The 20,659-nt window shown below is 69.3% G+C and carries 16 protein-coding genes; 9 read left to right on the top strand and 7 right to left on the bottom strand.

Annotated elements, in window-relative coordinates; genetic code table 11:
- Positions 1-246 precede the first annotated feature (246 nt).
- The 3 genes from BLR41_RS16090 (at position 247) to BLR41_RS16080 (ending at position 4,734) form a co-directional block, all read left to right on the top strand.
- Positions 247-2,037, top strand: coding sequence for a serine/threonine-protein kinase (locus tag BLR41_RS16090; protein ID WP_092629623.1), 1,791 nt, complete (start codon positions 247-249; stop codon positions 2,035-2,037).
- A gap of 152 nt (positions 2,038-2,189) precedes the next feature.
- Entirely contained in the window at positions 2,190-3,008 is an 819-nt protein-coding gene (locus BLR41_RS16085; RefSeq protein ID WP_092629424.1) for a purine-nucleoside phosphorylase, read from the top strand.
- 46 nt (positions 3,009-3,054) lie between these two features.
- Entirely contained in the window at positions 3,055-4,734 is a 1,680-nt protein-coding gene (locus tag BLR41_RS16080) for a phospho-sugar mutase (RefSeq protein ID WP_092629620.1), read from the top strand.
- A gap of 536 nt (positions 4,735-5,270) precedes the next feature.
- Here the strand turns inward: BLR41_RS16080 and BLR41_RS16075 are convergent.
- Entirely contained in the window at positions 5,271-6,233 is a 963-nt protein-coding gene (locus BLR41_RS16075) for a pentapeptide repeat-containing protein (protein WP_218120179.1), read from the bottom strand.
- A 222-nt stretch (positions 6,234-6,455) separates the two neighbouring features.
- On the opposite strand from BLR41_RS16075, the gene BLR41_RS16070 reads away from it, so the two are divergent.
- Positions 6,456-6,908: a flavodoxin family protein gene (locus BLR41_RS16070; RefSeq protein ID WP_092629421.1), complete on the top strand. Its 453-nt coding sequence runs from the start codon at positions 6,456-6,458 to the stop codon at positions 6,906-6,908.
- A gap of 64 nt (positions 6,909-6,972) precedes the next feature.
- Here the strand turns inward: BLR41_RS16070 and BLR41_RS16065 are convergent, their stop codons facing one another.
- On the bottom strand, positions 6,973-8,154 hold the full coding sequence (locus tag BLR41_RS16065) for a glycosyltransferase family 2 protein (RefSeq protein WP_245694315.1): 1,182 nt from the start codon (positions 8,152-8,154) through the stop codon (positions 6,973-6,975).
- Between the two features lie 225 nt (positions 8,155-8,379).
- Positions 8,380-9,768, bottom strand: coding sequence for a glycoside hydrolase family 18 protein (locus tag BLR41_RS16060; RefSeq protein ID WP_092629420.1), 1,389 nt, complete (start codon positions 9,766-9,768; stop codon positions 8,380-8,382).
- A gap of 326 nt (positions 9,769-10,094) precedes the next feature.
- Between BLR41_RS16060 and upp the strand changes: the two genes are divergently transcribed.
- Positions 10,095-10,718, top strand: a complete 624-nt coding sequence (upp, locus tag BLR41_RS16055) for a uracil phosphoribosyltransferase (protein WP_092629418.1) — start codon at positions 10,095-10,097, stop codon at positions 10,716-10,718.
- Positions 10,719-10,818: 100 nt separating this feature from the next.
- Here upp and rsmI read toward each other — a convergent pair whose 3' ends face one another.
- Entirely contained in the window at positions 10,819-11,679 is an 861-nt protein-coding gene (rsmI, locus tag BLR41_RS16050) for a 16S rRNA (cytidine(1402)-2'-O)-methyltransferase (protein ID WP_176798013.1), read from the bottom strand.
- An 11-nt stretch (positions 11,680-11,690) separates the two neighbouring features.
- On the opposite strand from rsmI, the gene BLR41_RS16045 reads away from it, so the two are divergent.
- Complete coding sequence (locus BLR41_RS16045; protein WP_218120178.1) at positions 11,691-13,268, top strand: dolichyl-phosphate-mannose--protein mannosyltransferase; 1,578 nt, start codon at positions 11,691-11,693, stop codon at positions 13,266-13,268.
- Positions 13,269-13,313: 45 nt separating this feature from the next.
- Here the strand turns inward: BLR41_RS16045 and BLR41_RS16040 are convergent, their stop codons facing one another.
- Positions 13,314-14,054, bottom strand: coding sequence for an ABC transporter permease (locus BLR41_RS16040; RefSeq protein WP_092629413.1), 741 nt, complete (start codon positions 14,052-14,054; stop codon positions 13,314-13,316).
- Positions 14,051-14,989 (bottom strand): ABC transporter ATP-binding protein, encoded by a 939-nt coding sequence (locus BLR41_RS16035; protein ID WP_092629411.1) that lies wholly within the window; start codon positions 14,987-14,989, stop codon positions 14,051-14,053. Before BLR41_RS16035 ends, BLR41_RS16040 begins: the two co-directional genes overlap by 4 nt.
- A 167-nt stretch (positions 14,990-15,156) precedes the next feature.
- On the opposite strand from BLR41_RS16035, the gene BLR41_RS16030 reads away from it, so the two are divergent.
- Together BLR41_RS16030 and BLR41_RS16025 are read left to right on the top strand one after the other, a co-directional pair.
- Positions 15,157-16,344: a sensor histidine kinase gene (locus BLR41_RS16030; protein ID WP_092629409.1), complete on the top strand. Its 1,188-nt coding sequence runs from the start codon at positions 15,157-15,159 to the stop codon at positions 16,342-16,344.
- A gap of 3 nt (positions 16,345-16,347) precedes the next feature.
- The gene (locus tag BLR41_RS16025; protein WP_092629408.1) at positions 16,348-16,950 is read left to right on the top strand and encodes a response regulator transcription factor; all 603 of its coding nucleotides are present in this window, start codon (positions 16,348-16,350) and stop codon (positions 16,948-16,950) included.
- Positions 16,951-16,984: 34 nt separating this feature from the next.
- On the opposite strand, the gene lat is transcribed toward BLR41_RS16025, so the two are convergent.
- Positions 16,985-18,349, bottom strand: coding sequence for an L-lysine 6-transaminase (lat, locus tag BLR41_RS16020; protein WP_092629407.1), 1,365 nt, complete (start codon positions 18,347-18,349; stop codon positions 16,985-16,987).
- Between the two features lie 210 nt (positions 18,350-18,559).
- On the opposite strand from lat, the gene BLR41_RS16015 reads away from it, so the two are divergent.
- On the top strand, positions 18,560-20,599 hold the full coding sequence (locus BLR41_RS16015) for a neutral/alkaline ceramidase (RefSeq protein WP_092629405.1): 2,040 nt from the start codon (positions 18,560-18,562) through the stop codon (positions 20,597-20,599).
- Positions 20,600-20,659: the final 60 nt, after the last annotated feature.

Genomic DNA, 20,659 nt, shown 5'->3' with positions numbered 1-20,659 from the left:
ACGTGGGAAACTTCACTGTCCGTAACACGCAGGGAACACGGGCGAGGGTAATTCGGCGGCGCTGTCCGTTCACTCCCGGAAGTCGTGCGGCACGGCGGTGCCGGACCGCTTCGCCCGGTACCACGCCGCTGGAGTCGCCCGAACACCTTGTGGAGCGGGTGTGGCGGGCTGTTGGACAATCGGGGCGTGCCCAAGGAGGAACCGGAAGAAAGCAGTATCGGTCGACTGATCGCCGACCGGTACCGAATGCGCGCCAGGATCGGCGGCGGCGCGATGGGCTCGGTTTGGTCCGGCATGGACGAACTGCTGCGCAGGCCGGTCGCCATCAAGGCTGTGCGGCTACCACCGGGCATCCCGGAGGCCGAGGCCGCGGAGATCCGCGAACGCACGCTGCGGGAGGCGCGCGCCACGGCGGTGGTGACCCATCCCAACGTGGTCACGCTCTACGACGTCGCCCGCGAGGGCGATGAGCCGTTCGTGGTGATGGAGCTGGTGCCCTCGCACAGCCTGGCGAGCATCATCGCCGACCACGGCCCGCTCGACGACAGCCAACTCGCCGTGGTGATCGACTCGGTCGCCTCCGCGTTGGAGACCGCGCACCAGGCCGGTGTGGTGCACCGGGACGTGAAGCCGGGCAACGTCCTGCTGGCCGCGGACGGGCGGATCAAGCTCAGCGACTTCGGCATCTCCCGCAACGTGGCCGAGCCCACGCTCACCCGCACCGGGATCATGCTGGGTACTCCGGCGTTCATCGCTCCGGAGGTGGCGGCCGGTGAGACCGTCACCGCCGCGGCCGACCTCTGGGGCCTGGGCGCGGCCCTGTTCGCGGCCGCCGAGGGCGTGCCGCCGTACGACACCGACGACAATCCGGTCGCCACCATCAACTCGGTGGTCAACGGTCCCGTCCCCAGCACCGCCAGACCGGGCCCGATCGGTGAGGTCATCACCGCCCTGCTGGTCAAGGAGCCGCGGCGACGCATGTCGCTGCGCGAGGTGCGCGGTCTCGTGCAGCCGCTGTTGCCGGAGCCCGGGACGGAGCCGTTCGCGGGACTGGTACCCGAGGAGTCGGCGACGGTGCGGACACCGCTGCCGGAGAGCTCCGATTCGGAACGTGGTGGGCGGTCCGAGAACTCGTGGCCCGCGGAGCAGGCCTCGGGTTCCGGATGGGGCGCGCGGGAAACCTCCGCCGGCGGTTCCCAGTACAGCAACGGTCCGCAGTACAGCGGCGGGTTCTCCCGCGGCTTCACCGCTTCGGGGGGCGGGGGAGCGAACGAACCGGGCTCGGCGCCGCTCGCCGCTGATCCGGGACCACTGCCGTTCACCCCCAGCGAGCCGCCGCCACAACGGAGGAGTCGCTCACCGCTGGGTGTGTTGCTGCTGACGCTGGCGGCGGTACTGCTGTTCGTCCCGGCAGCGGGAGCGTCGTTCGTGGGAACCCGGATACTCGCGGGGGAACAGGTGCTCCCCAACCACGAGGACCCGGGACCCGAGACCCTCCAGCGGCAGGAACCGGTGGAGCTGGTGGAAAACAGCGGAACGCTCGAACATTCCAACGACGGTGGCGGCGGCTACTACACCATGCCCGTGCCCAGAGGTTGGACCCACTACCAGGAGTACAGCAGTCAGACACCGACCCGCAGCATGACCGATCGATTCGTCTCCCCCGGCGGGGGTACGGAGCTGGCGGTGCAACGGTTCGGGGGCTACTACGAGCGCGGCTACACGACCGAGGGCTACACAACCGCCCTCAAGGAGAGACAGCGCGGCGCGAACAACACCTTCGAGATGCGGTCCAGGAACTACGTCGCGGGCAACCAGTCGCGCGGCACGAGAGAGCTGCGGCTGCGCTACAACGTGATCATCAGGTCCTACGACGAGATCCCGGCGGAGCAGGATCCACTGCTGCGTCACGTGGCGGCTCGGGCGATGCGGATCGACGGTGATCTGTGGATCGTGCGAGTGACCACTTCCGGATCGGCACGAGAAGCGGAACAGCTGCTGGAACGAACCGCGAACCGGTTCCGGACACGGAACTGAACGCTCGCCGGACAGCCCGGCTCTCAGGGCCACGACGAGAGTTCGCCGCACTGGAGTGCCGGAGTGCCGGGCCCGCACGGGCCGAACTTCTCGAGCGACCTCCGGCACGGGCGAGAGACTCGTGCCGGGCTGGTTGGTTAGGCTGACCGACCGTGACGTCTTCCAGCACATCGGAGTCGCCCGATCCGGCGGCCGTGGCGAGCAACGCGGCGGCCACCCTTGCCGAGCTGACCGGAGTCGCCGGGCACGACCTGGCGGTGGTGCTCGGTTCGGGATGGCAGCCCGCGGCCGAGGAGCTGGGCTCGCCCGAGAGCGAACTCGACATGTCCGAACTGCCCGGTTTCGACGCCCCCTCGGCGGTGGGACACACCGGCAAGGTCCGCTCGGTGCGGATCGGGAACAAGCGGGTTCTGGTGCTGCTCGGCAGAACCCACCTCTACGAGGGCCGAGGGGTGGAAAAGGTCGTCCACGGGGTGCGGACCGCCGTGGCGGCGGGCTGTCGCACGGTGGTGCTGACCAACGCGGCGGGCGGGCTGCGCGAGGACATGAGCGTGGGGCAGCCGGTGCTCATCAGCGACCACCTGAACATGACGGCCCGCTCCCCGCTGGTGGGGGCCAGGTTCGTCGACCTCACCGACCTGTACGCGACGCGGCTGCGCGAGATCGCGACCTCGATCGACCCCTCGCTGGCCGAGGGTGTCTACGCGTGCATGCCGGGACCGCACTTCGAGACGCCCGCCGAGATCCGGATGCTGCGCACGCTGGGTGCCGAGCTGGTGGGCATGTCCACAGTGCAGGAAGCGATCGCCGCACGCGCGGGAGGTGCCGAAGTGTTCGGGCTGTCGCTGGTCACCAACCTCGCGGCCGGTATGACCGGGGAGCCGCTGAACCACCAGGAAGTGCTGGAGGCGGGCAGGGCCGCCGCGGACAGGATGGGCAAGCTGTTGCGCTCGCTGGCCGAGCGCGCCTGAGCGAGCTCTCCGGCCCGATCGACGCACGTCGCCGGAGGTGATCGTGATGCCCCGGGACCAACGAGTCCGGGAAACCGCGCGGGAGTGGCTGGCGGGCGAGGTCGACGAGACCGACCGGGCGGAACTGACCGAGCTGACGCGGCGCGCGGAGGCCGGGGACGCGGACGCCGCGGCAGAGCTCGCGGACCGCGTGGCGGGCCCGCCCGCCTTCGGCACCGCAGGGATCCGCGCGCCGCTGCGGGCGGGTCCGAACGGGATGAACCGCGCGGTGGTGATCCGCACGACCGCCGGGCTGGCCGGTTGGCTCCGTGGGCGCGGCACGGCGGGCACCGTGGTCATCGGCCACGACGCCAGGCACGGTTCCCACCGGTTCGCCGTGGACACCGCCGAGGTGCTGTGCGCGGCCGGTTTCGACGTGCGGCTACTGCCGGAACCGCTGCCCACCCCGGTACTGGCCCGCGCGACGCGGGCGCTGGAAGCGGTCGCGGGAGTGCAGCTGACCGCCTCGCACAACCCGCCCACCGACAACGGCTACAAGGTCTACCTGGCGGGCGGTGACCCGCTGGTGGCACCGTACGACGCCGAGATCGAACACGCGATCTCCGAGGTGGGGGCCGCCGCCACCGTGCCGCGGGAGCGCGGCTGGCGCCACTACGAGCGTGCGCTGCCCGAATACCTCGAACGAGTGGTCGAGCTTGCCGGCGGTGCCGGAGGACTGCGGGTGGCCGCGACGGCGCTGCACGGTGTGGGGGCCGCACCGCTGGAACGGGCGTTGCGGACTGCCGGTTTCACCGACACGCACTTCGTCACGGCACAGCGGGAGCCCGATCCGGACTTCCCGACCGTGGAGTTTCCCAATCCGGAGGAGCCGGGCGCCACCGACGCCGTACTCGAACTGGCCCGCGACATCGACGCGGACCTCGCAGTGGCGCTGGATCCGGACGCGGACAGGTGCGCGCTGGGCGTTCCCACCTCGGAGGGCGGGTGGCGGATGCTGCGGGGCGACGAGACCGGAGTGCTGCTCGGTGACCACGTACTGGCCGCAACCGAGAGAAAAGCCGGCGCGGATCCGCTGGTGGCCACCACGATCGTCTCCTCTTCCATGCTGGAGTCGGTGGCACACGCGCACGGGGCTCGTTACGACGAGACGCTGACCGGCTTCAAGTGGCTGATGCGCGCGGGCGACGGGAGCGGCGGCGGGCTGGTATACGCCTACGAGGAAGCGCTCGGGCACTGTGTCGACCCGGATCACGTGCGGGACAAGGACGGCATCGCCACGGCGGTGGTGGCCTGCGGTCTCGCGGCCACGCTGGCACGTGCCGGCACGACACTGTCGGAACGGCTGGCCGAGCTGGAGATCGAGCACGGGGTGCACGAGACGGGGCAGATCACGGTACGCATGACGGATCCGCAGGTCATGGCGGACACGATGCGACTGCTGCGGCGGAACCCGCCGACCGAACTGGTGGGAACCCCGGTGGAAACGCGTGACCTGCTGCCCGAGGCCGATGTGCTGATTCTGCGGGGTGCGGGCGACGAGGAGACCGGGAAGCCGAGGGTGGTGGTCCGTCCTTCCGGGACGGAACCGAAGCTCAAGTGCTATCTGCAGACGATCGTTCACGTCGAGGGGCCGGACGAGGTGTCCGGGCTGACAACCGCGCGCGAACGCGCGCGGGAGCTGCTCGCCGAACTCACCTCGGAGGTCCGTTCGTTGGTCGGCGGCTGAAAGCGCGGCCGCCACAGTTCGGGAACCGTGGTGGGGTCCCCTCCGCAGGAAGAGTCGTGCACCCTCCCGAATCGTGCGCGGGACCGGAATCGGCTCACCTAGGGCGGGGCCGCGCGACCACCAAGCCGTGCGGAGGTCCCCGCCGGAAGGCTCACGTACCGGTCAGGACGCACGCGAACGGATGATCTCGTGCGAATGTCGTACTCGTCGTGGTTACCCGTGACCGCCGTGACGGCCCCACGCGACCACCAAGCCGCGTCACGTGACCCCCAAGCCACGCCTTCCGACCGTCCGACCGCGACGGCACCGGGATTCCCGCACGCCACTCGCCTCGGAGAGTGTTCCGCGGAACAACTCATCAGTTCGGATCCATCCGGATAGGACATCCTTCTTCACTCCCCTGCCGATCACTCTCTTCGATCCGAGCGATGTCGAACCGATGGCCACGTACCCTGCGGGGCCATCACCGATGGGACGTCTCGGAGAAGAGTTCGGTTCCCCGTTCGGACCAATCGAACCGCCGCCGTAGGACTCGCTCAGCTTCTTCGTGCCACGAGCTCGGCCCAACCGGTTCGCTCGGACGAGGGGCGTTCGGACCACTCCTCGGGCCATTTGCGCCGCGTACCGTTGTCGAGCCGGGTCATCGCGCCGGAGAGCACGGCCGTGGTGTGCGTGCCGAAGTCCACCTCACCCTCGAAGGAGGCCCCGCGGAAGGTCACGCCCTCGCCCTCGAAGCCGACGCGACGGAAATCCCCGAGGCCGCTGAACCGCACTCCACGGAAATCGGCGTGCTGCTCGAACAACGTTCCCCGGAACACGGCCGGACCGTGGAAACTGGCATCGGCGAAGGTGGCGGAACGCACCCGGCACCGGGAGAAGGTGAAGGTGTGCAGCACGGCACCGGACAGGTTCAACGCGATGTCCGGCCAGAACAGGGAGTCGTCGGTAGGTTCCGCCGCGGGGCGCAGGTGGGTCACCAGCACCTGCTGCGCGGCCTGCCGAACCTCGAACTCCTGGGGACCGCCGTGTTCGGAACTCTCCTGCCCCTCGGACGCGTCCGGCGGCATACGGAGGTAGGCGCAGATGAGGTCGACGATCGTCTGCCGGTGCGTCGGATAGGTCTGGCCCAGCCGTTCCAGCGCGAAGATCCCGGCCAGCCGCACCGGTGCCTTGTCGGCGCTGAGCTGCTCGGCGGCCCTGCCGTAGAGTTCGGTGACCCGGGTCTCGGTGGCGTCGTGATCCCGCCGCAGGATGCTGACCTCGGTGCTGCGCTGTCGGCGGGCCGCCAGCCAGAGAGCGGCGGCTCCGCCCGTGCCCACTCCGATGCTCGCCGAGGTGCGTACGGCTTCGAGGATCACCTTGGGTGGCGCGTCCCGCAGCACGACCACCAGCAGGGTCGTCGAGAGCAGCGTGATCCCGACGACCACGAGGGCGCCGATCGTGATCGCCCTGTTGCTGAGCACCCGGGGAATGTCCGGGGTTCGCCGGGAACGTGCCACGGTTCCCGATCATGGCAAAGACAGCGGTGCCGTGGTCACGAAACCGGCGAACTACGCGGCCGAAATCTCCGATGCCGCGGGCCCCCACGCCGTGCGAGCGGACCGGAGGAGAAAAGCATTCCAGGACCGGAGCGCGATTGCCGCGGACCGGCGTATCCGCCCCGGGAAGTCCGCCCCGGCCGCCTCGGCCCCGAGGCGGCACCGGAATCCTAGACTGACGGCATGGCCCGACTGCTGATCGTGCACCACACTCCTTCACCGGGGATGCAGGCGATGTTCGAGAAGGTCGTCGAGGGGGCGACCACCGACGAGATCGAGGATGTCGAGGTGGTGCGCAGGGCCGCGCTGTCCGCCACTGCCGCCGACGTGCTCGCGGCCGACGGGTATCTGCTGGGGACCCCGGCCAACCTCGGTTACATGTCCGGCGCGCTCAAGCACTTCTTCGACCAGATCTACTACCCGTGCCTGGACGCCACCGGCGGCAGGCCGTTCGGGATCTACGTGCACGGCAACGAGGGAACCGAGGGCGCTCTCCGAGCTGCTCGTTCGATCACCACAGGCCTGGGGTGGCAGCAGGTGGCCGAACCGGTGGACCTCACCGGAGAGCCCGACTCGACGGGGTTGGACGCGTGCTGGGAACTCGGCGCCACCGTGGCGGCGAACCTGATGAGCTGAGTACCGCTTTCGCCCCTTCCGGAACGGGACGAGCACGTTGTGGATTTCGCGCGGAATCGTCGGATCAGAACTTCGCGGCGCGTCCCTTCCAGCTGGTCACTCCCCGCGCCACCTCGAGCGCACCGTGCAGCATGATGCCGCCGAAGACCGCGTTGGTGAACGGCGCGGCCGGTGCCAACCAGGGGCCCGCGTGCATGACCCGTGCGGTACGGGCATGCGTCGTGCTCTGCGCGGCCCAACCGAGCGAGCCGAGCGCGATCAACGCCGGATTTCGGCCACGCACCCCCGCCGCGACGATCGCCGGGGAGGCCAGTGAGAGCGAGATCTGGCCGAGCCCGATACCGAGCAACAGCGGAAGCGAACCGTTGGTGCCCGCCACGAAGCTCTTGCGGAAGGAGTCCCACCCCTGTCGGAAGGGATCCATACCGCTGGTGGTCGCGTAAGAGAGCCCCTCGACCACCCTGGTGACCCCGCCGTGATCGCGAACGGTGGTGGCGATGGCGATGTCCTCGTTGCGACGCCCGGACAGCGCCGCCCAGCCGCCGATCTTCTCGTAGTGCGAGCGGCGCAGCAGGATGCAGTGGCCGATGGCGAACGCCTTGCTTCCCTTGCCGACCGGATCGGCGTTCTCGCCGATCATCTGCAGCCCGGCAGGCATGAGTATCGGCCAGCTCGCCGAGTGGTTCTCGGGCGGCCCACCCGGTGTGGAAACCAGATCGGCTTCCGCGTGTTCCGCGGTGGCCAACAGCTTCGCCAGCAGTTCGGGGGCGAGCACGGTGTCGGCGTCGACGAACATCAGCCACTCGCCCGCCTCGGGCTCGCCCGCTGCCTCGACACCGACGTGCATCGCGTGCACCTTGCCGGTCCACCCCGCGGGCGGCCCATCGCTGCGTACGACCCGCACTCGGGGGTCCTCGGCCGCGTGGCGGGCAGCGATCTCGCTGGTACCGTCGGTGGATCCGTCGTCGACCACCACGACCCGCAGGGCCGGTTCCTCGTCGTCCGGGTCACGTGCGGAGCCGTAGGTCTGCTCGCGGATACCGCGCAGGCAGTTGTCCAGCACGTCCTCCTCGTTACGAGCGGGAACCACCACGGTCACGGTGGGCGGCAGGACGGTACTCGCCGGTTGCCGCTCCAACGGCAGAATGGCTCGCGCCTTCCGAAGGGTGCGCAGGCTGCGATACACGGTCCCGCCCACCGTCGCGGCCAGCAGAGCGCATCGGACAGCGTTATGTCGTGATACCACACGCACAGCTTGCCATGCGTTCCCGGAAAAGGACCCCACCGGCAGTGCGAACCGCACGTCAACAACGCGCGTACGCCGGGTTAGCGAGGTTCGGACGGCCCGATCGGCCGGACACGCGGTCACAACCGGTAGTCAACACGATTTCGGCAGCGGAAGTCCGCCCCGGCGACGGGGATCGCCGGGGCGGCCCATGGGCCCGCCACGTGGCCCATGCCTGGGAGGGGATCAGTTCAGGTTCTGGTCGATGGCGGTCATCAGCTCACCGTCGGCGGTGTCGCCGTCCAGCGACCAGATCATGGCGCCGCCCAGAGCGTTGCTGTTGACGTAGTCCATCTTCCTGGCTATCTCCGTGGGATCGTCGAAGGTCCAGAACGTGTCGCCGTCGTACAACCAGGCGAAGCCCGCCTGCTCGTCGCGGTGCACCGTGTACTGCCCGACCTTGTCCTTGAGCACCTTGTAGTCCTCGTAACCCGCTTCGTACGTCGCGGGAGCCGGGCCCGTGGAGGTCTGGAACAGACCGTTGTTCCGGTCCGGCACTCCGGTCCATCCTCGCCCGTAGAACGGGACTCCGAGCACCAGCTCGTTCGCCGGAGCCCCCCGAGCCAGGTAGGTGTCGATCGCCTTGTCGACGCTGAACCTCTCGGGCGAGGGGTCGCCCGTGGGGCTGTACAGCGCTGACTGGTGGTTGGTGGTCTCCTCGTAGGCGCCGTGCAGGTCGTAGCCCTGCACGGTGGCGAAGCTCAGCGAGTCGAAGATCTTGTCCACCTCGAAGCCCGCGTCGATCTTCTCCGGTGAGGCGGGCAGGAAAGCGGTCAGATCGTAGCTCTCGCCGGTCTCGGCCTCCAGCCCGTCGAGCTGGCTGCGCCACTCCCGCAACAGGGCGGTGTAGTTCTGCTTGTCGGCCGGATCCACGATGGTGCCGGGGCCGCCCTCGGAGGCGGGCCACTCCCAGTCGATGTCGACGCCGTCGAAGATGCCCGCCGCGACACCCTCGCCGCCCTGCGGCGAACCGCCGAGCTTCGGCAGGTTACCCCGCAGCCACATGTCGATGCAGGACTTCACGTGCTGCGCACGGGACTGCTGCGTCGCGGCCGCGGTGTGGAAGTCGTCCGACCACGACCAGCCGCCCAGCGAGATGTAGACCTTGAGGTGGGGGTACATCTCCTTGAGCTCGGCCAGCTGGTTGAGATTGCCCGCCAGCGGCTGGTCCCAGGTGTCGGCGACGCCGTCGACGGAGTTGGCCGCGGAGAACCGCTTCTGGTAGTCGGCCCACGCGTCGGCCTCCCCGGCCTGGTTACCGGTGAAGCACTGCCCGGAGGCATCCAGGTTTCCGAACGCGTAATTGATGTGGGTCAGTTTCTCGGCGGTGCCGGAGGTGACCAGATCGTTGATGTAGAATTGTCGGTCGTAGATCGACCACTGTGTGAAGTAGCCGACCTTGCGGGATCCACTTTGGGCGGTCGTTTCGGCGGCCGTGGCCGCTCGATCCGCACCCTGCTCGGTGGAACCGGCAACGCTGGTGGCAGTGGCCGGGACGGCCAGCAGCCCGGTGAACATCGCGGCTCCGGCCGCCAGGGCTGATAATCGCCACGCCGAACGTGAACTCAGAGACATCGATCACTCCCGGTGGGTCGGTACGGGATGACCAATACCGTGTGGTCTAGACCAAGACTGGTCAAGGTATGGACCAATCTTTCACCCGTTCGGACGCGCGGCCCACCACAGGGAAAATCGGGAACCAACACGGCTCTGCCCGGAACAGACGGAACAGATCGATCCACACCGGACCGCCCACGGATCCACGCGCGGCTTCCCCGCCCACCCCGTCCGCGAGCCGCGATGGCACGAACTCGAACCGGACGCCCGAGGGGGCTCGCTCCACGAACCCGCGCCAAGGGCGAACGGAAGACTTCGACGAGCTTGCCGATACCGTGGAAGCCATGGATGTGCGGGTCATCGATCACCCTCTTACGCAGGCAAGACTTTCCACCATGCGTGACGCGCGAACCGACAACGCGGCGTTCCGGGCAGCGTTGCAGGAGCTCACCCTGATGCTGCTCTACGAGGCCATCAGGGACGCCGAGCTCACCGAGGAGTTCATTCACACGCCGGTGGCGCGCACCAAGGGGTACCGGCTCGCCGATCCGCCACTGCTGGTTCCGGTGCTGCGCGCCGGACTGGGCATGGCCGACCAGGCGCACCGCCTGATACCCGAGGCACAGATGGGGTTCGTCGGTCTCGCCCGGGACGAGGAGACGTTGCGACCGACCCCGTACATGGAGTCACTGCCGGACGACCTCTCGGCACGTCCGGTGATCGTGCTCGATCCGATGCTGGCCACCGGCGGCTCGATGGTCCACACGATCGGACTGCTGCACCAGCGGGGCGCCCGGGACGTCACCGCGATCTGCACGCTGGCCGCGCCGGAGGGCATCGACCGACTGTCCGATTCGGAACTTCCGGTCCGGGTGGTCACGGCGAGTGTGGACGAACGGCTCAACGAGTCGGGGTTCATCGTCCCCGGCCTGGGAGACGCCGGGGACAGGGAGTACGGCCCCCGCTGAGGGGCCACGACACCACTCGCGTGTGACCGGGTACCGACACGTGAGTCGGCGCCTCACGCACGGGGCCGACTCACGAGTGGCGAGGAGCGGGAAACCGCCCTCAGCCGCGGGCCGCCAGCACCGCGTCGTAGAGGTCCTTCTTGCGCACTCCGCCCATCTCCGCTATCTCGGCGACCGCGTCCTTGAGCCGCATCCCGCTGGCCGCACGCTGCTCGACCTGGGCCACGAGTTCGGCGGGGTCCTCCGGTGCCGCGGTTTCCGCCCCGGCGAGCACCACGGTGATCTCGCCGCGCACACCGTCCCGTGCCCACTCGGCGAGTTCACCCAGCTCACCACGACGAACCTGTTCGTAGGTCTTGGTCAGCTCCCGACACACCGCGGCACGTCGCCGTGAGCCGAGCACGGTGACCGCGTCGTCGAGCGTGTCGGCTATGCGATGCGGTGCCTCGAAGAACACGGCGGTGCGCTGCTCGGCCACCAGTCCGGCCAGCCAGCGTCTGCGCGGCCCGGGCTTGCGCGGCGGGAATCCCTCGAAGCAGAACCGGTCGCTGGGAAGCCCGGACAGCGCCAAGGCGGTGGTCACCGCGCTCGGGCCGGGCAGGCAGCTCACGGGGAGCCCCTCCGAGGCGCACGCCGCGACCAGCCGGTAACCGGGGTCGGAGACACTGGGCATCCCCGCGTCGGTGACCAACAACACGGTCGAACCACCGCGCAGCGCCTCCAGCAGCGTGGGCTGCCTGCTCTCCTCCACCGCGTCGTAATAGCTCAGCACCCGCCCGGCGGGAGTCACCCGCAGCGAACCGGCCAGCGCACGGACCCGCCTGGTGTCCTCGGCGGCTATGAGGTCGGCCGTGGCCAACGCTTCGGTCAGCCTCGGGGACGCGTCGCGCGCGTCGCCGAGCGGGGTGGCCGCCAGCAACAATGTGCCCGATCCGGATTCGCCAGTCACGAGAACCACCATACGATTTCAGTGTGAACGTCCTCGTGCCGAGCTCCGGTGGCAGCAGCGCCCACGACGAAGCCGTTCGCGACGGCGAAGCCCCGCCGGTCCGGTATCCCGGTGAACACGACCGGGCGAAACTGTTGTGGCCGAGGGAACCGACGGATCGCCTGCGCGGATGGATCGTGACCCTGGTGGTCACCCTGCTGGCGAGTGTGGTCCGCTTCTGGCGACTGGGGCAGGCGACTGACGAGGGCTCCCCCGTCTTCGACGAGAAGCACTACGTCCCGCAGGCGTGGCAGATGCTGCGCAACGGAGGCTTCGAGGACAATCCCGGCTACGAGCTGGTGGCCCATCCGCCGGTGGGAAAACACCTGATAGCGGTCGGCGAGTGGCTGTTCGGCTACACCCCGTTGGGCTGGCGGTTCAGCGCAGCCGTCGCGGGCACGCTGATGGTGCTGCTGCTGGTGCGCATCACACGCCGCATGACGCGCTCCACCCTGCTGGGCGCGCTGGCGGGAATCCTGCTGATCTGCGACGGGCTCAGCCACGTGCAGGCGCGCGTGGGCATGCTGGACATCTTCCACGCCGTGCTGGTGCTCGCCGCGTTCGCCTGTCTGCTGGTGGATCGCGACCGAATGCGCGCCCGCCTGGCGCTGGTCGTCACCGAACAGCGAATCGGGGACTCGGAACTGGGCCCCAGGTTGGGATTCCGCTGGTGGCGGTTCGGCGCGGGTGCCCTGCTGGGGCTGGCGTGCGGGGTGAAGTGGAGCGGCATCTACTTCGTGCTGGCGCTGAGCCTGCTGAGCCTCGCCTGGGACGCACTGGCCCGGCGGAGCGCCGGAGTGGCCCGCCCGTGGCGCGGTGCGTTGTGGCGGGACGCCCTGCCCGCGTTCGCCTCGCTGTTCGTGCTGCCGTTGGTGGTCTACTTCGCCACCTGGGCCGGCTGGTACGCGAGCGAGACGGCCACCGATCGACACGCGGCGGCCATCGCGGACGACGTCGGCTTCGGCTTCCTGCCCGACATGGCGCGATCGTTGCTGTACTACCACTTCAACGTGCTGGAGTTCCACACTCATCTGGTCACCGGCGACGATCCGCACCCGTGGGAGTCGAAGCCGTGGGCGTGGCCGATGGGCATGCGGCCGATGCTCTACTACTACGAGTCCGGGATGCCCGGCTGTGGTCAGGACGAGTGCGTGCAGGCCACGATGCTGCTGGGGACCCCGGCACTGTGGTGGACGGCGTTGCCGGTCGCCGGTTGGGCGGTGTGGCGTGCCGTCGGGCGGCTGGACTGGCGCTACGCCGCGGTGCTGGTCGGCTACTGCGCCGGTTACCTGCCCTGGTTCGTCAACCTCGACAGGCAGATGTACTACTTCTACGCCACACCGCTGGCACCCTTCCTGGTGTTGGGGATAGTGCTGGTGCTCGGCGAGATCATGGGGCGTTCGAACGCGAGCGCCGAACGCCGCAAGACCGGTCTGCTGGTGATCGCGCTTTACGTCGGACTTGTGGTGGCCAACTTCGTGTGGCTGTGGCCGGTCCTGAACGGTTTCACGATCACGGAGGCGCGCTGGGCGGCCGAGCTCTGGCTCCCCTCGTGGCGTTGAGCGGCCCGGCCGCGAACGAACCGACACCCGGCAGGAGAATTCCGCTCAGCTGCGCGGTTCCCAGCGGAAGGTGCGCCGCGCCACCAGCAGGGCCAGCAGTGTCCACCCGGCCAGCACCGCCAGATCAGTCAGCGTCGCGGCGAACACACCGTCCCCCGGGGCCACGGCGCACCGCACCAGATCGGTGACGGCGCCCCCCGGAGTGAGCCGCAGCGGCTGGGCGGCCTGGCCCACCACGGCGGATCCCGCCCCACCGCCGAGCAGCAACAGCAGGAACGGCAGCGTAGTGATCTGGGCGTGCTCCGCGCTCGAGGTGTAACCGGTGGTGGCCACCCCCATGACGGCGCAGCAGATCGTGCCCGCCAGTACCGCCAACAGCAGGAACAGCACCTCCACTCGCAGCGGGGCCAGCAGCCGCAGGCCGATCGCGAGCACCACGGCGAGCTGCGCCACGGCAAGCAGCGCGGGCACGAGCACCAGCGAGTTGAGCACGGTCGCCGGGGAGGGCGCGGCGCAGCAGAGCCGCTTGAGGTAGTGCTCCTGGCGCCTGCTGGTCAGGGTGGTGGTCACTGTCAGGTACACGGTGAACCCGAGAATCGTAAGAACCTGCATCGCCAGCGCGGGCACCGCCATCGAGGGCCCGGAGGTCCTGGTCAGCAGCAGCCCCAGCAGCACGGGCAGCAGCGTTGCCGTCACCGCGACCGTGCGGTTGCGCAGCAACAGGTTGAGTTCGGCCCGCAGCAGCGCCGGTACCGCGGCACGTGGTGTCCCCAGCGGTGTACTCATCGGAACTTCACCTCCTGTTGCGTTCCCCGACCGGGCCGACCGTCGCTCTCGCGGACCGCGTGGAAGACGTCCTCCAGGGATGCCTGCCTGGCTCGCAGGCCGCTCAGGTGGATCCCGTGTTCCCGCGACCAGTCGAGCACCCGGTGCAGGTCGGACTGCAACGAGGCGGTGCGGATGTCCACCCGGCCCGCGCCGTCCCGCTCCACCTCGCCCGCCAGTACCGGAAGTCCGGGAGCTCGCGCGGCGACGGAGAACCGGATGCGGGCGCTCTCGGCGGCCAGCACCTCGGACAACGTTCCCGACAGCGCGATCTCGCCGCGGTGCATGATCGCCAGCCGGTGGGCCAACCGCTCGGCCTCCTCCAAGTAGTGGGTGGTCAGCAGCACGGTGGTTCCCTCGGCCAGCAGTCCGGCGACCAGTTCCCAACTGGCCCGGCGCGACTCCGGATCGAGCCCGGTGGTGGGTTCGTCGAGGAACAGCAGTTCGGGACGGGCCAGTGTGGCCAGCGCCAGGTCCAGTCGACGGCGCTCCCCGCCGGAGAGCAGCTTGACGCGAACTCGCTCGCGGTGCCGCAGCCCGACCGTTTCCAGGGCGGCACGCGGGTCCTTCGCGTTCGGAACCATGGCCCGCCACAGTCGAACCGTCTCCAGCACGGTGAGTTCCCCGGCGAATCCGCTGTGCTGCAGCATGATCCCGGTGCGGGGACGCACCTCGGACCGTCGCTGCCACGGGTCCTTGCCGAACACCCTTACGCGGCCTCGCGTGGCCGGGCGGAGTCCTTCGACGGTTTCCAGCAGTGTGGTCTTTCCCGCACCGTTGGTGCCGAGCAACGCGAACAGTTCACCGGCGCGGATGTCGAACCGCACGCCGCGCACGGCCTCGTAGGAACCGTAGGAGCAGCGCACCCCGTCGACGTCGACGACTTCTTCGAACATGACCCGAGCCTGCTGCCTGCGGGGACGGTGCGGTAGGAACAGCGATCACCGGTGTTCGTGACCGTGGTCGCCGAGGGGGTGACATCCGTCATCGAGGCACGTGACATCCACGGTCGAACCGCCCCCGCGGTGTGTGTGTCCCGGACCGGATCGGGGATGCTGCCCCCGTGAACTCCAGTGCTTCCGACAACAGCGCGTCACGGGTGCGCCGGGTGCACCGCTACACCTGGTGGATGGTGATGCCGACCGCGCCGATCTACTGTCTGCTCGCGATCGTCAACCTGGCGCACGGCCGGGTGGCGGGTCTCTACAGCAACGTCGAGCTGGCGGTGCTGTTGGCGGTGGTGCTGGTCATCGCGGTGGAGGGAACCCGGGCGTGCGGAATGATCATGCGCGGGATGGGGGCGGGCGTCCCGGAGCCCGTGCGGATCACGACGGATTTCGCCGCGTCGCTGCTCGTGCTGGGTTACGTGACCGCGCGGGAGATCCCCGCCTTCCTGCTGTTCTCGCTGCTGCCCGCTCTGTTCGCCGCGGCGATCGTGACGGGGTCACGACGCGAATACCGCTGGTGGATGGGCTGCGGCTGTACGGTGCTGACGGCCGGGGTGGCGAGCACGAGCGTGGTCGTGCGGGGTAACGAGGAGTTCGTCCCGGTGACGGTGGGCTACTCGGTGTTCCTGGTGGCGATGACGGTGTTCGTGCTGCTGGTGCAGGGTTGGATCTGGGACGTGGTGTGCGAGCTGGACCGGGCGCGTGGCACGGAGGCGGAACTGGCAGTGGCGCGGGAACGGCTCAGGTTCGCGAGCGAACTGCACGACGTGCAGGGGCATCATCTGCAGGTGATCGCGCTGAAGGGCGAACTGACCGAACGCATGATCGACAGCGACGGTGCCGCCGCGCGCGCCCAGGCATCCGAGATCGCCGAGACGGCCCGGCGGGCGCTGCGGGAGACCCGTGAGGTCGTGCACGGTTACCGGCGCAGTGATCTGTCCACCGAGTTGAACAACGCGGTACGGATCCTGCGGGCGGCGAGCATCGAAACGAGCGTCGAGGGCAGCAGCAGTTCGGTACCGCCGCCGCTGCAGTCGCTGTTCGCGGCCATGGTGCGCGAGGGCACCACCAACATCCTCCGGCACAGCGGTGCCCGGCGGTGCGAGTTGCGTATCGACGACACCGACGGCATATCGGTGACCCTGTGCAACGATGGAGCCGGGGACGGAGCGGACCACGAAGCCGGGTCGGGTATCGCCGGCCTGCGGGATCGCTTCGATCCGATGCACGGCAGTGTCACGGCCGAACGACGTGGTGAGTGGTTCGAACTGGCCGGTCACGCACCGGAGCCCGGGAGGCAGTGAGACATGATCGGGGTCGTGCTGGCCGACGACGAGGACCTGATCCGTGGCGCCATGGCGGCACTGCTCGACCTGGAAAGCGACATCGAGGTTCTCGCGCAGGCCAGCAACGGCACCGAGGCGATCGAGGCCGTCTCGCGGGAGCGTCCCGACGTGGTCGTGCTGGATCTGGAGATGCCCGAACTGGACGGTGTCGAGGCCACCGCCGAGATCGCACGAGACACGGCGACCCCGGTGGTACTGGTCACCAGGCACGCCAGGCCGGGGGTGCTCAAGCGCGCGCTGAGCGCGGGGGCGCGCGGTTTCGTCCCCAAGACGACACCGGCGAGCAAACTCGCGGCCATTCTCCGCGACGTGCACAACGGCGGGCGCTACGTCGACTCCGAGATCGCCGCCAGCGCGCTCACCGAGGGGGACTGCCCGCTCGGTGAGCGCGAGATCGAGCTGCTGCGGCACACCCAGCACGGGGCTTCGATCAACACCATCGCCGAGCGGGTGCACCTGGCTCCGGGAACGGTTCGCAACTACCTCTCGGCCGCGATGAGCAAGCTGGGTGCCGAGACCAGGCACGAAGCGGCCCGCAGGGCGTGGGAGGAGGGCTGGATCTGACCTGCCCGGCACGCACGGGTGCCGCGGTGGCCGCTCACTCCGCGGAAAGCTCCCGCAGGGTCGCACGCAGCGCCGCCACGGCGTCGGTGAGCTCGTCCGGGCGCACCGACAGCGCGGGCCGCCACCGCAACGAACGCGGCCCGGAGGGCAGGAAGACGGTGTGGTGGCGCTGTCTGGCCAGGGCTGCCGCCCGGTCCCGCAGTGTGCCGTCCGGGAAGTCCAGCGCGGCCATCAGACCACGGCCTCGGGGAGCGGTGACCAGGTTCGGGTATTCCGCGGCCAGTTCACGCAGTTCGGACAGCAGTAGCTCTCCCATCCGCGACGCGTGGTCCAGCAGGTTCTCCGACTCGATCACTTCGAGGATCCTGGTGGCTCGCACCATGTCCACCAGGGAACCGCCCCAGGTCGAGCTGATCCTGCTGGGCTCGCGGAAGGCGTTGTCCTCGATGTCGTCCACTCGCCTACCGCCCATGACGCCGCACACCTGCAGCCGCTTGCCGAAGGCGACCAGATCGGGTTCGAGGCCCAGTGCCTGGTGCGCCCAGGGGTGGCCGGTGATGCCTCCGCCGCTCTGCACTTCGTCAGCCACGGTGAGCACGTGGTGCTCCTGGCAGAGCCGCTGCATCTCGCGCAGGAAGGCCGGACGCAGATGCCGGTCGCCGCCCTCACCCTGGATGGGCTCGTAGACGAAGCAGGCGATCTCGTTGCCGTAGCGGGTCAGCGCGGCCTCCGCCGCGTCCAGCGCCTCCCGCTCGGCGGGCAGCAGCTCGGCCGTGTCCCACCGCGGCCCCGGTTCCACCGCGGGGCTCGGGATCCTGGGCCAGTCGAAGGCGGGGTAGTCGCGTACCTTCCTGGGGTCGGTGTTGGTCAGCGACATCGTGTAACCGGTCCGCCCGTGGAAAGCCCACCGCAGGTGCATCGCGCGAGAGCCGCGCATCGGCACGCCGCGCCGCGCGTTGTGCTTGGTCTTCCAGTCGAAGGCCACCTTGAGGGCGTTCTCCACCGCCGGCCCGCCACCCTCGATGAAGAACAGCCACGGCAGCTCGGGATCTCCGAACACGCGCCGCAGGGTCTCGACGAACCGGGCCTGCTCCATCGTGGCGAAGTCCGGGTTGGCCGGTTTGACCCTGCCCGCCCGCACCAGGGCCGCCTCGAACTCGGGGGTACGCAGACCGGGGTGACCGTGGCCGAGCGGCGCGGAGCTGAAGTACATCGTCATGTCGAGATACCGGGTGCCGTCCCGCAGGTCGCTCACGCGGCATCCCTCACCGGAGTCGAGATCGACGACCACGTCGAGCAGATCACCTGTCACCCGCGAGCGGAGTTCCTCCACGACGTTCGGAGCGAGAGCCTCCGGAGCGGCGTCGTGCTCGACCGGTGCGAGTCGCTGTGCGGTCATGTGCAGCCTCCTGTGGGCCGTGACTACCTCGCCTTGCGGAATTCATACCCCAAATCACGAGTAATGGGCAATATTTTCCGCTTGAACTCCAAATATAGAGAAAGATTTTCTTAGCGTCCTCCCTTTGAGGGACATTAAGCGAGAAATATTCACTTCCTGGTGATCGCGGCACTACCGTGATGTCCGTCATCACCCGCGCGGAGGTGGGCAATGGACGGCGGAAACACGCTAGGCAGACGCCCGGTACTGCGGGGCGGACTGGGCGCGCTGCTGACGGCAGCCGCCGCGGGGCGCACCGCCGCGGCGAGCGAGTCCGAGCGGGAGCGTTACCTGCTCGGTCGCGGCATCGGCGACGTGACCGGCCAACCCGCCGAGAACGGCATGATGGGCTACGCCCGGCTGGAACAGCGCACCACCGGAATCCACCAACGGCAACGCGCCCGCGCCTTCGTCTTCGCCGAACGAATCGCACCCGAACGAAGGGTGGCGGTGGTGACGGTGGACGCGGGGATGATCTTCGGAGCCGTGCGCCGCGCCGTACTCGAACGCCTGGCACACGCGCACGGCACGCGTTACGGCGAGCACAACGTGCTGCTGACGGCCACCCACACCCACGCCGGACCGGGTGGCTTCTCCTGCCACACCCTCTACAACGTCACCACGCTGGGATTCCAGCCCGGCACCTTCGAAGCGCTGGTAGCGGGCATCACCGAATCGATCGAACGCGCCGACGCCGACCTGGCTCCCGGCAACCTCCGCGTCGCACGCGGCGAGCTGACCAACGCCAGCGTGAACCGCTCCCGCGCGGCGTTCGAACGCAATCCGGCGGCGGACCGGAGCCACTTCCCCGACGCCACGGACCCGGCCACGGTGCTGCTGCGTTTCGAACGCGGCGGGAGGGCCGTGGGCGCGATCAACTGGTTCGCCACCCACGCCACCAGCCTCAGCCCGGACAACACGCTCATCAGCGGCGACAACAAGGGGTACGCCGCCTACCGGTGGGAACGCGAGATCACGGGGGTGGACTACCGCGCGGGCGACCCCGGGTTCGTCGCCGCGTTCGCGCAGTCCAACGCCGCCGACATGTCGCCGAACCTGGAACTGCGCCCCGGCACCGGCCCCACGGACGACGAGTTCGCCAACACCCGGATCATCGGCGATCGGCAGTACACCGCGGCGGCGCGGCTGCTGCGGGAGGCCAACACCGCAGTGGAGGGCGGCATCGACCACCGAACGTCCTACGTCGACATGTCGGACACGGTGGTCGGGCAGGAGTTCACCGGCGACGGAAGTTCGCACCGGACCTGCGCTGCGGCGCTGGGTGCCTCGTTCGCGGCCGGGGCCGAGGACGGGCCGGGGCCGTCCTTCTTCGAGGAGGGGACGGGCAACAACCCGTTCTTCGGCACGATCAGCCGTGCACTGTACCGGGCGTCGCCGCGGCTGCGGGACCGGCAGGCACCCAAAGAGATCCTGTTGCCGGTGGGGTCGATGGGCTGGGTACCGCGGATACTGCCGATCCAGCTGGTGCGGATCGGCACGCTGTACCTGGTCGGGATTCCGCAGGAGGTCAGCATCGTCGGCGGGCTGCGGCTGCGCCGCACAGTGGCCGCCGAACTCGGTGTGGAGTCGACCGACGTCGTGGTGGCGGGCTACGCCAACGACTACGCCGGATACCTGACCACTCCCGAGGAGTACGACCAGCAGGCCTACGAGGGCGGCCACACCATGTTCGGAAGGTGGTCGCTGCCCGCCTACCAGCAGGAGTTCGCCAGGCTCGCGGCCGACATGGCCGCCGACCGGGACAGCGAACCGGGACCGTCCCCCGCGGGCAACCCCGAAGGGGGCAGGGTTCGGCTGCAGCCGGGCGTGGTGTTCGACTCCCCACCCGTGGGCCGGGAGTTCGGCGAGGTGCTGGAACAGCCACAGGAGCACTACCGGCGCGGTGGGACGGCGCGGGTGGTGTTCGCCTCGGCACACCCCAACAACGACCTGCACCGCGACGGCAGCTACCTGCTGGTGCAGCGCCGCTCAGCCGACGGCTGGGTGACCGTGGCCGACGACGGTGACTGGTCGACCCGGTTCCACTGGGCACGTCGCGGGGTAACGGCCTCAACCGTGACCGTCAGCTGGACGATCCCACCGGACGCCGCCGAGGGCGAGTACCGCGTGGTGCACCACGGCGCCGCCAAGGCCGTAACCGGGGCGATCACGGCCTTCACCGGGACGTCGCGGAAGTTCCGGGTGGGGTGAGTCCCGGCCGGTGCGGGGTGGGAGCGGCCCCTGCTCCCGGCCGGGGTGGTGCCGCGCCGG

This window comes from Actinopolyspora mzabensis, assembly GCF_900101095.1.
In the GTDB taxonomy this organism is placed as follows: domain Bacteria; phylum Actinomycetota; class Actinomycetes; order Mycobacteriales; family Pseudonocardiaceae; genus Actinopolyspora; species Actinopolyspora mzabensis.
Note: the sequence above shows the minus strand (reverse complement) of the source record. Positions and strands in the feature narration are given on the sequence as shown.

What these genes read in the sequence shown, in the direction of transcription:
- rsmI (WP_176798013.1), bottom strand. Translation starts at nt 11,679, where the DNA reads ATGGTGGTTCTCGTGACTGGCGAATCCGGATCGGGCACATTGTTGCTG.
- upp (WP_092629418.1), top strand. Translation starts at nt 10,095, where the DNA reads ATGGATGTGCGGGTCATCGATCACCCTCTTACGCAGGCAAGACTTTCC.
- BLR41_RS16070 (WP_092629421.1), top strand. Translation starts at nt 6,456, where the DNA reads ATGGCCCGACTGCTGATCGTGCACCACACTCCTTCACCGGGGATGCAG.
- BLR41_RS16035 (WP_092629411.1), bottom strand. Translation starts at nt 14,989, where the DNA reads ATGTTCGAAGAAGTCGTCGACGTCGACGGGGTGCGCTGCTCCTACGGT.
- BLR41_RS16090 (WP_092629623.1), top strand. Translation starts at nt 247, where the DNA reads ATGCGCGCCAGGATCGGCGGCGGCGCGATGGGCTCGGTTTGGTCCGGC.
- BLR41_RS16040 (WP_092629413.1), bottom strand. Translation starts at nt 14,054, where the DNA reads ATGAGTACACCGCTGGGGACACCACGTGCCGCGGTACCGGCGCTGCTG.
- BLR41_RS16015 (WP_092629405.1), top strand. Translation starts at nt 18,560, where the DNA reads ATGGACGGCGGAAACACGCTAGGCAGACGCCCGGTACTGCGGGGCGGA.
- BLR41_RS16025 (WP_092629408.1), top strand. Translation starts at nt 16,348, where the DNA reads ATGATCGGGGTCGTGCTGGCCGACGACGAGGACCTGATCCGTGGCGCC.
- BLR41_RS16060 (WP_092629420.1), bottom strand. Translation starts at nt 9,768, where the DNA reads ATGTCTCTGAGTTCACGTTCGGCGTGGCGATTATCAGCCCTGGCGGCC.
- BLR41_RS16080 (WP_092629620.1), top strand. Translation starts at nt 3,055, where the DNA reads ATGCCCCGGGACCAACGAGTCCGGGAAACCGCGCGGGAGTGGCTGGCG.
- lat (WP_092629407.1), bottom strand. Translation starts at nt 18,349, where the DNA reads ATGACCGCACAGCGACTCGCACCGGTCGAGCACGACGCCGCTCCGGAG.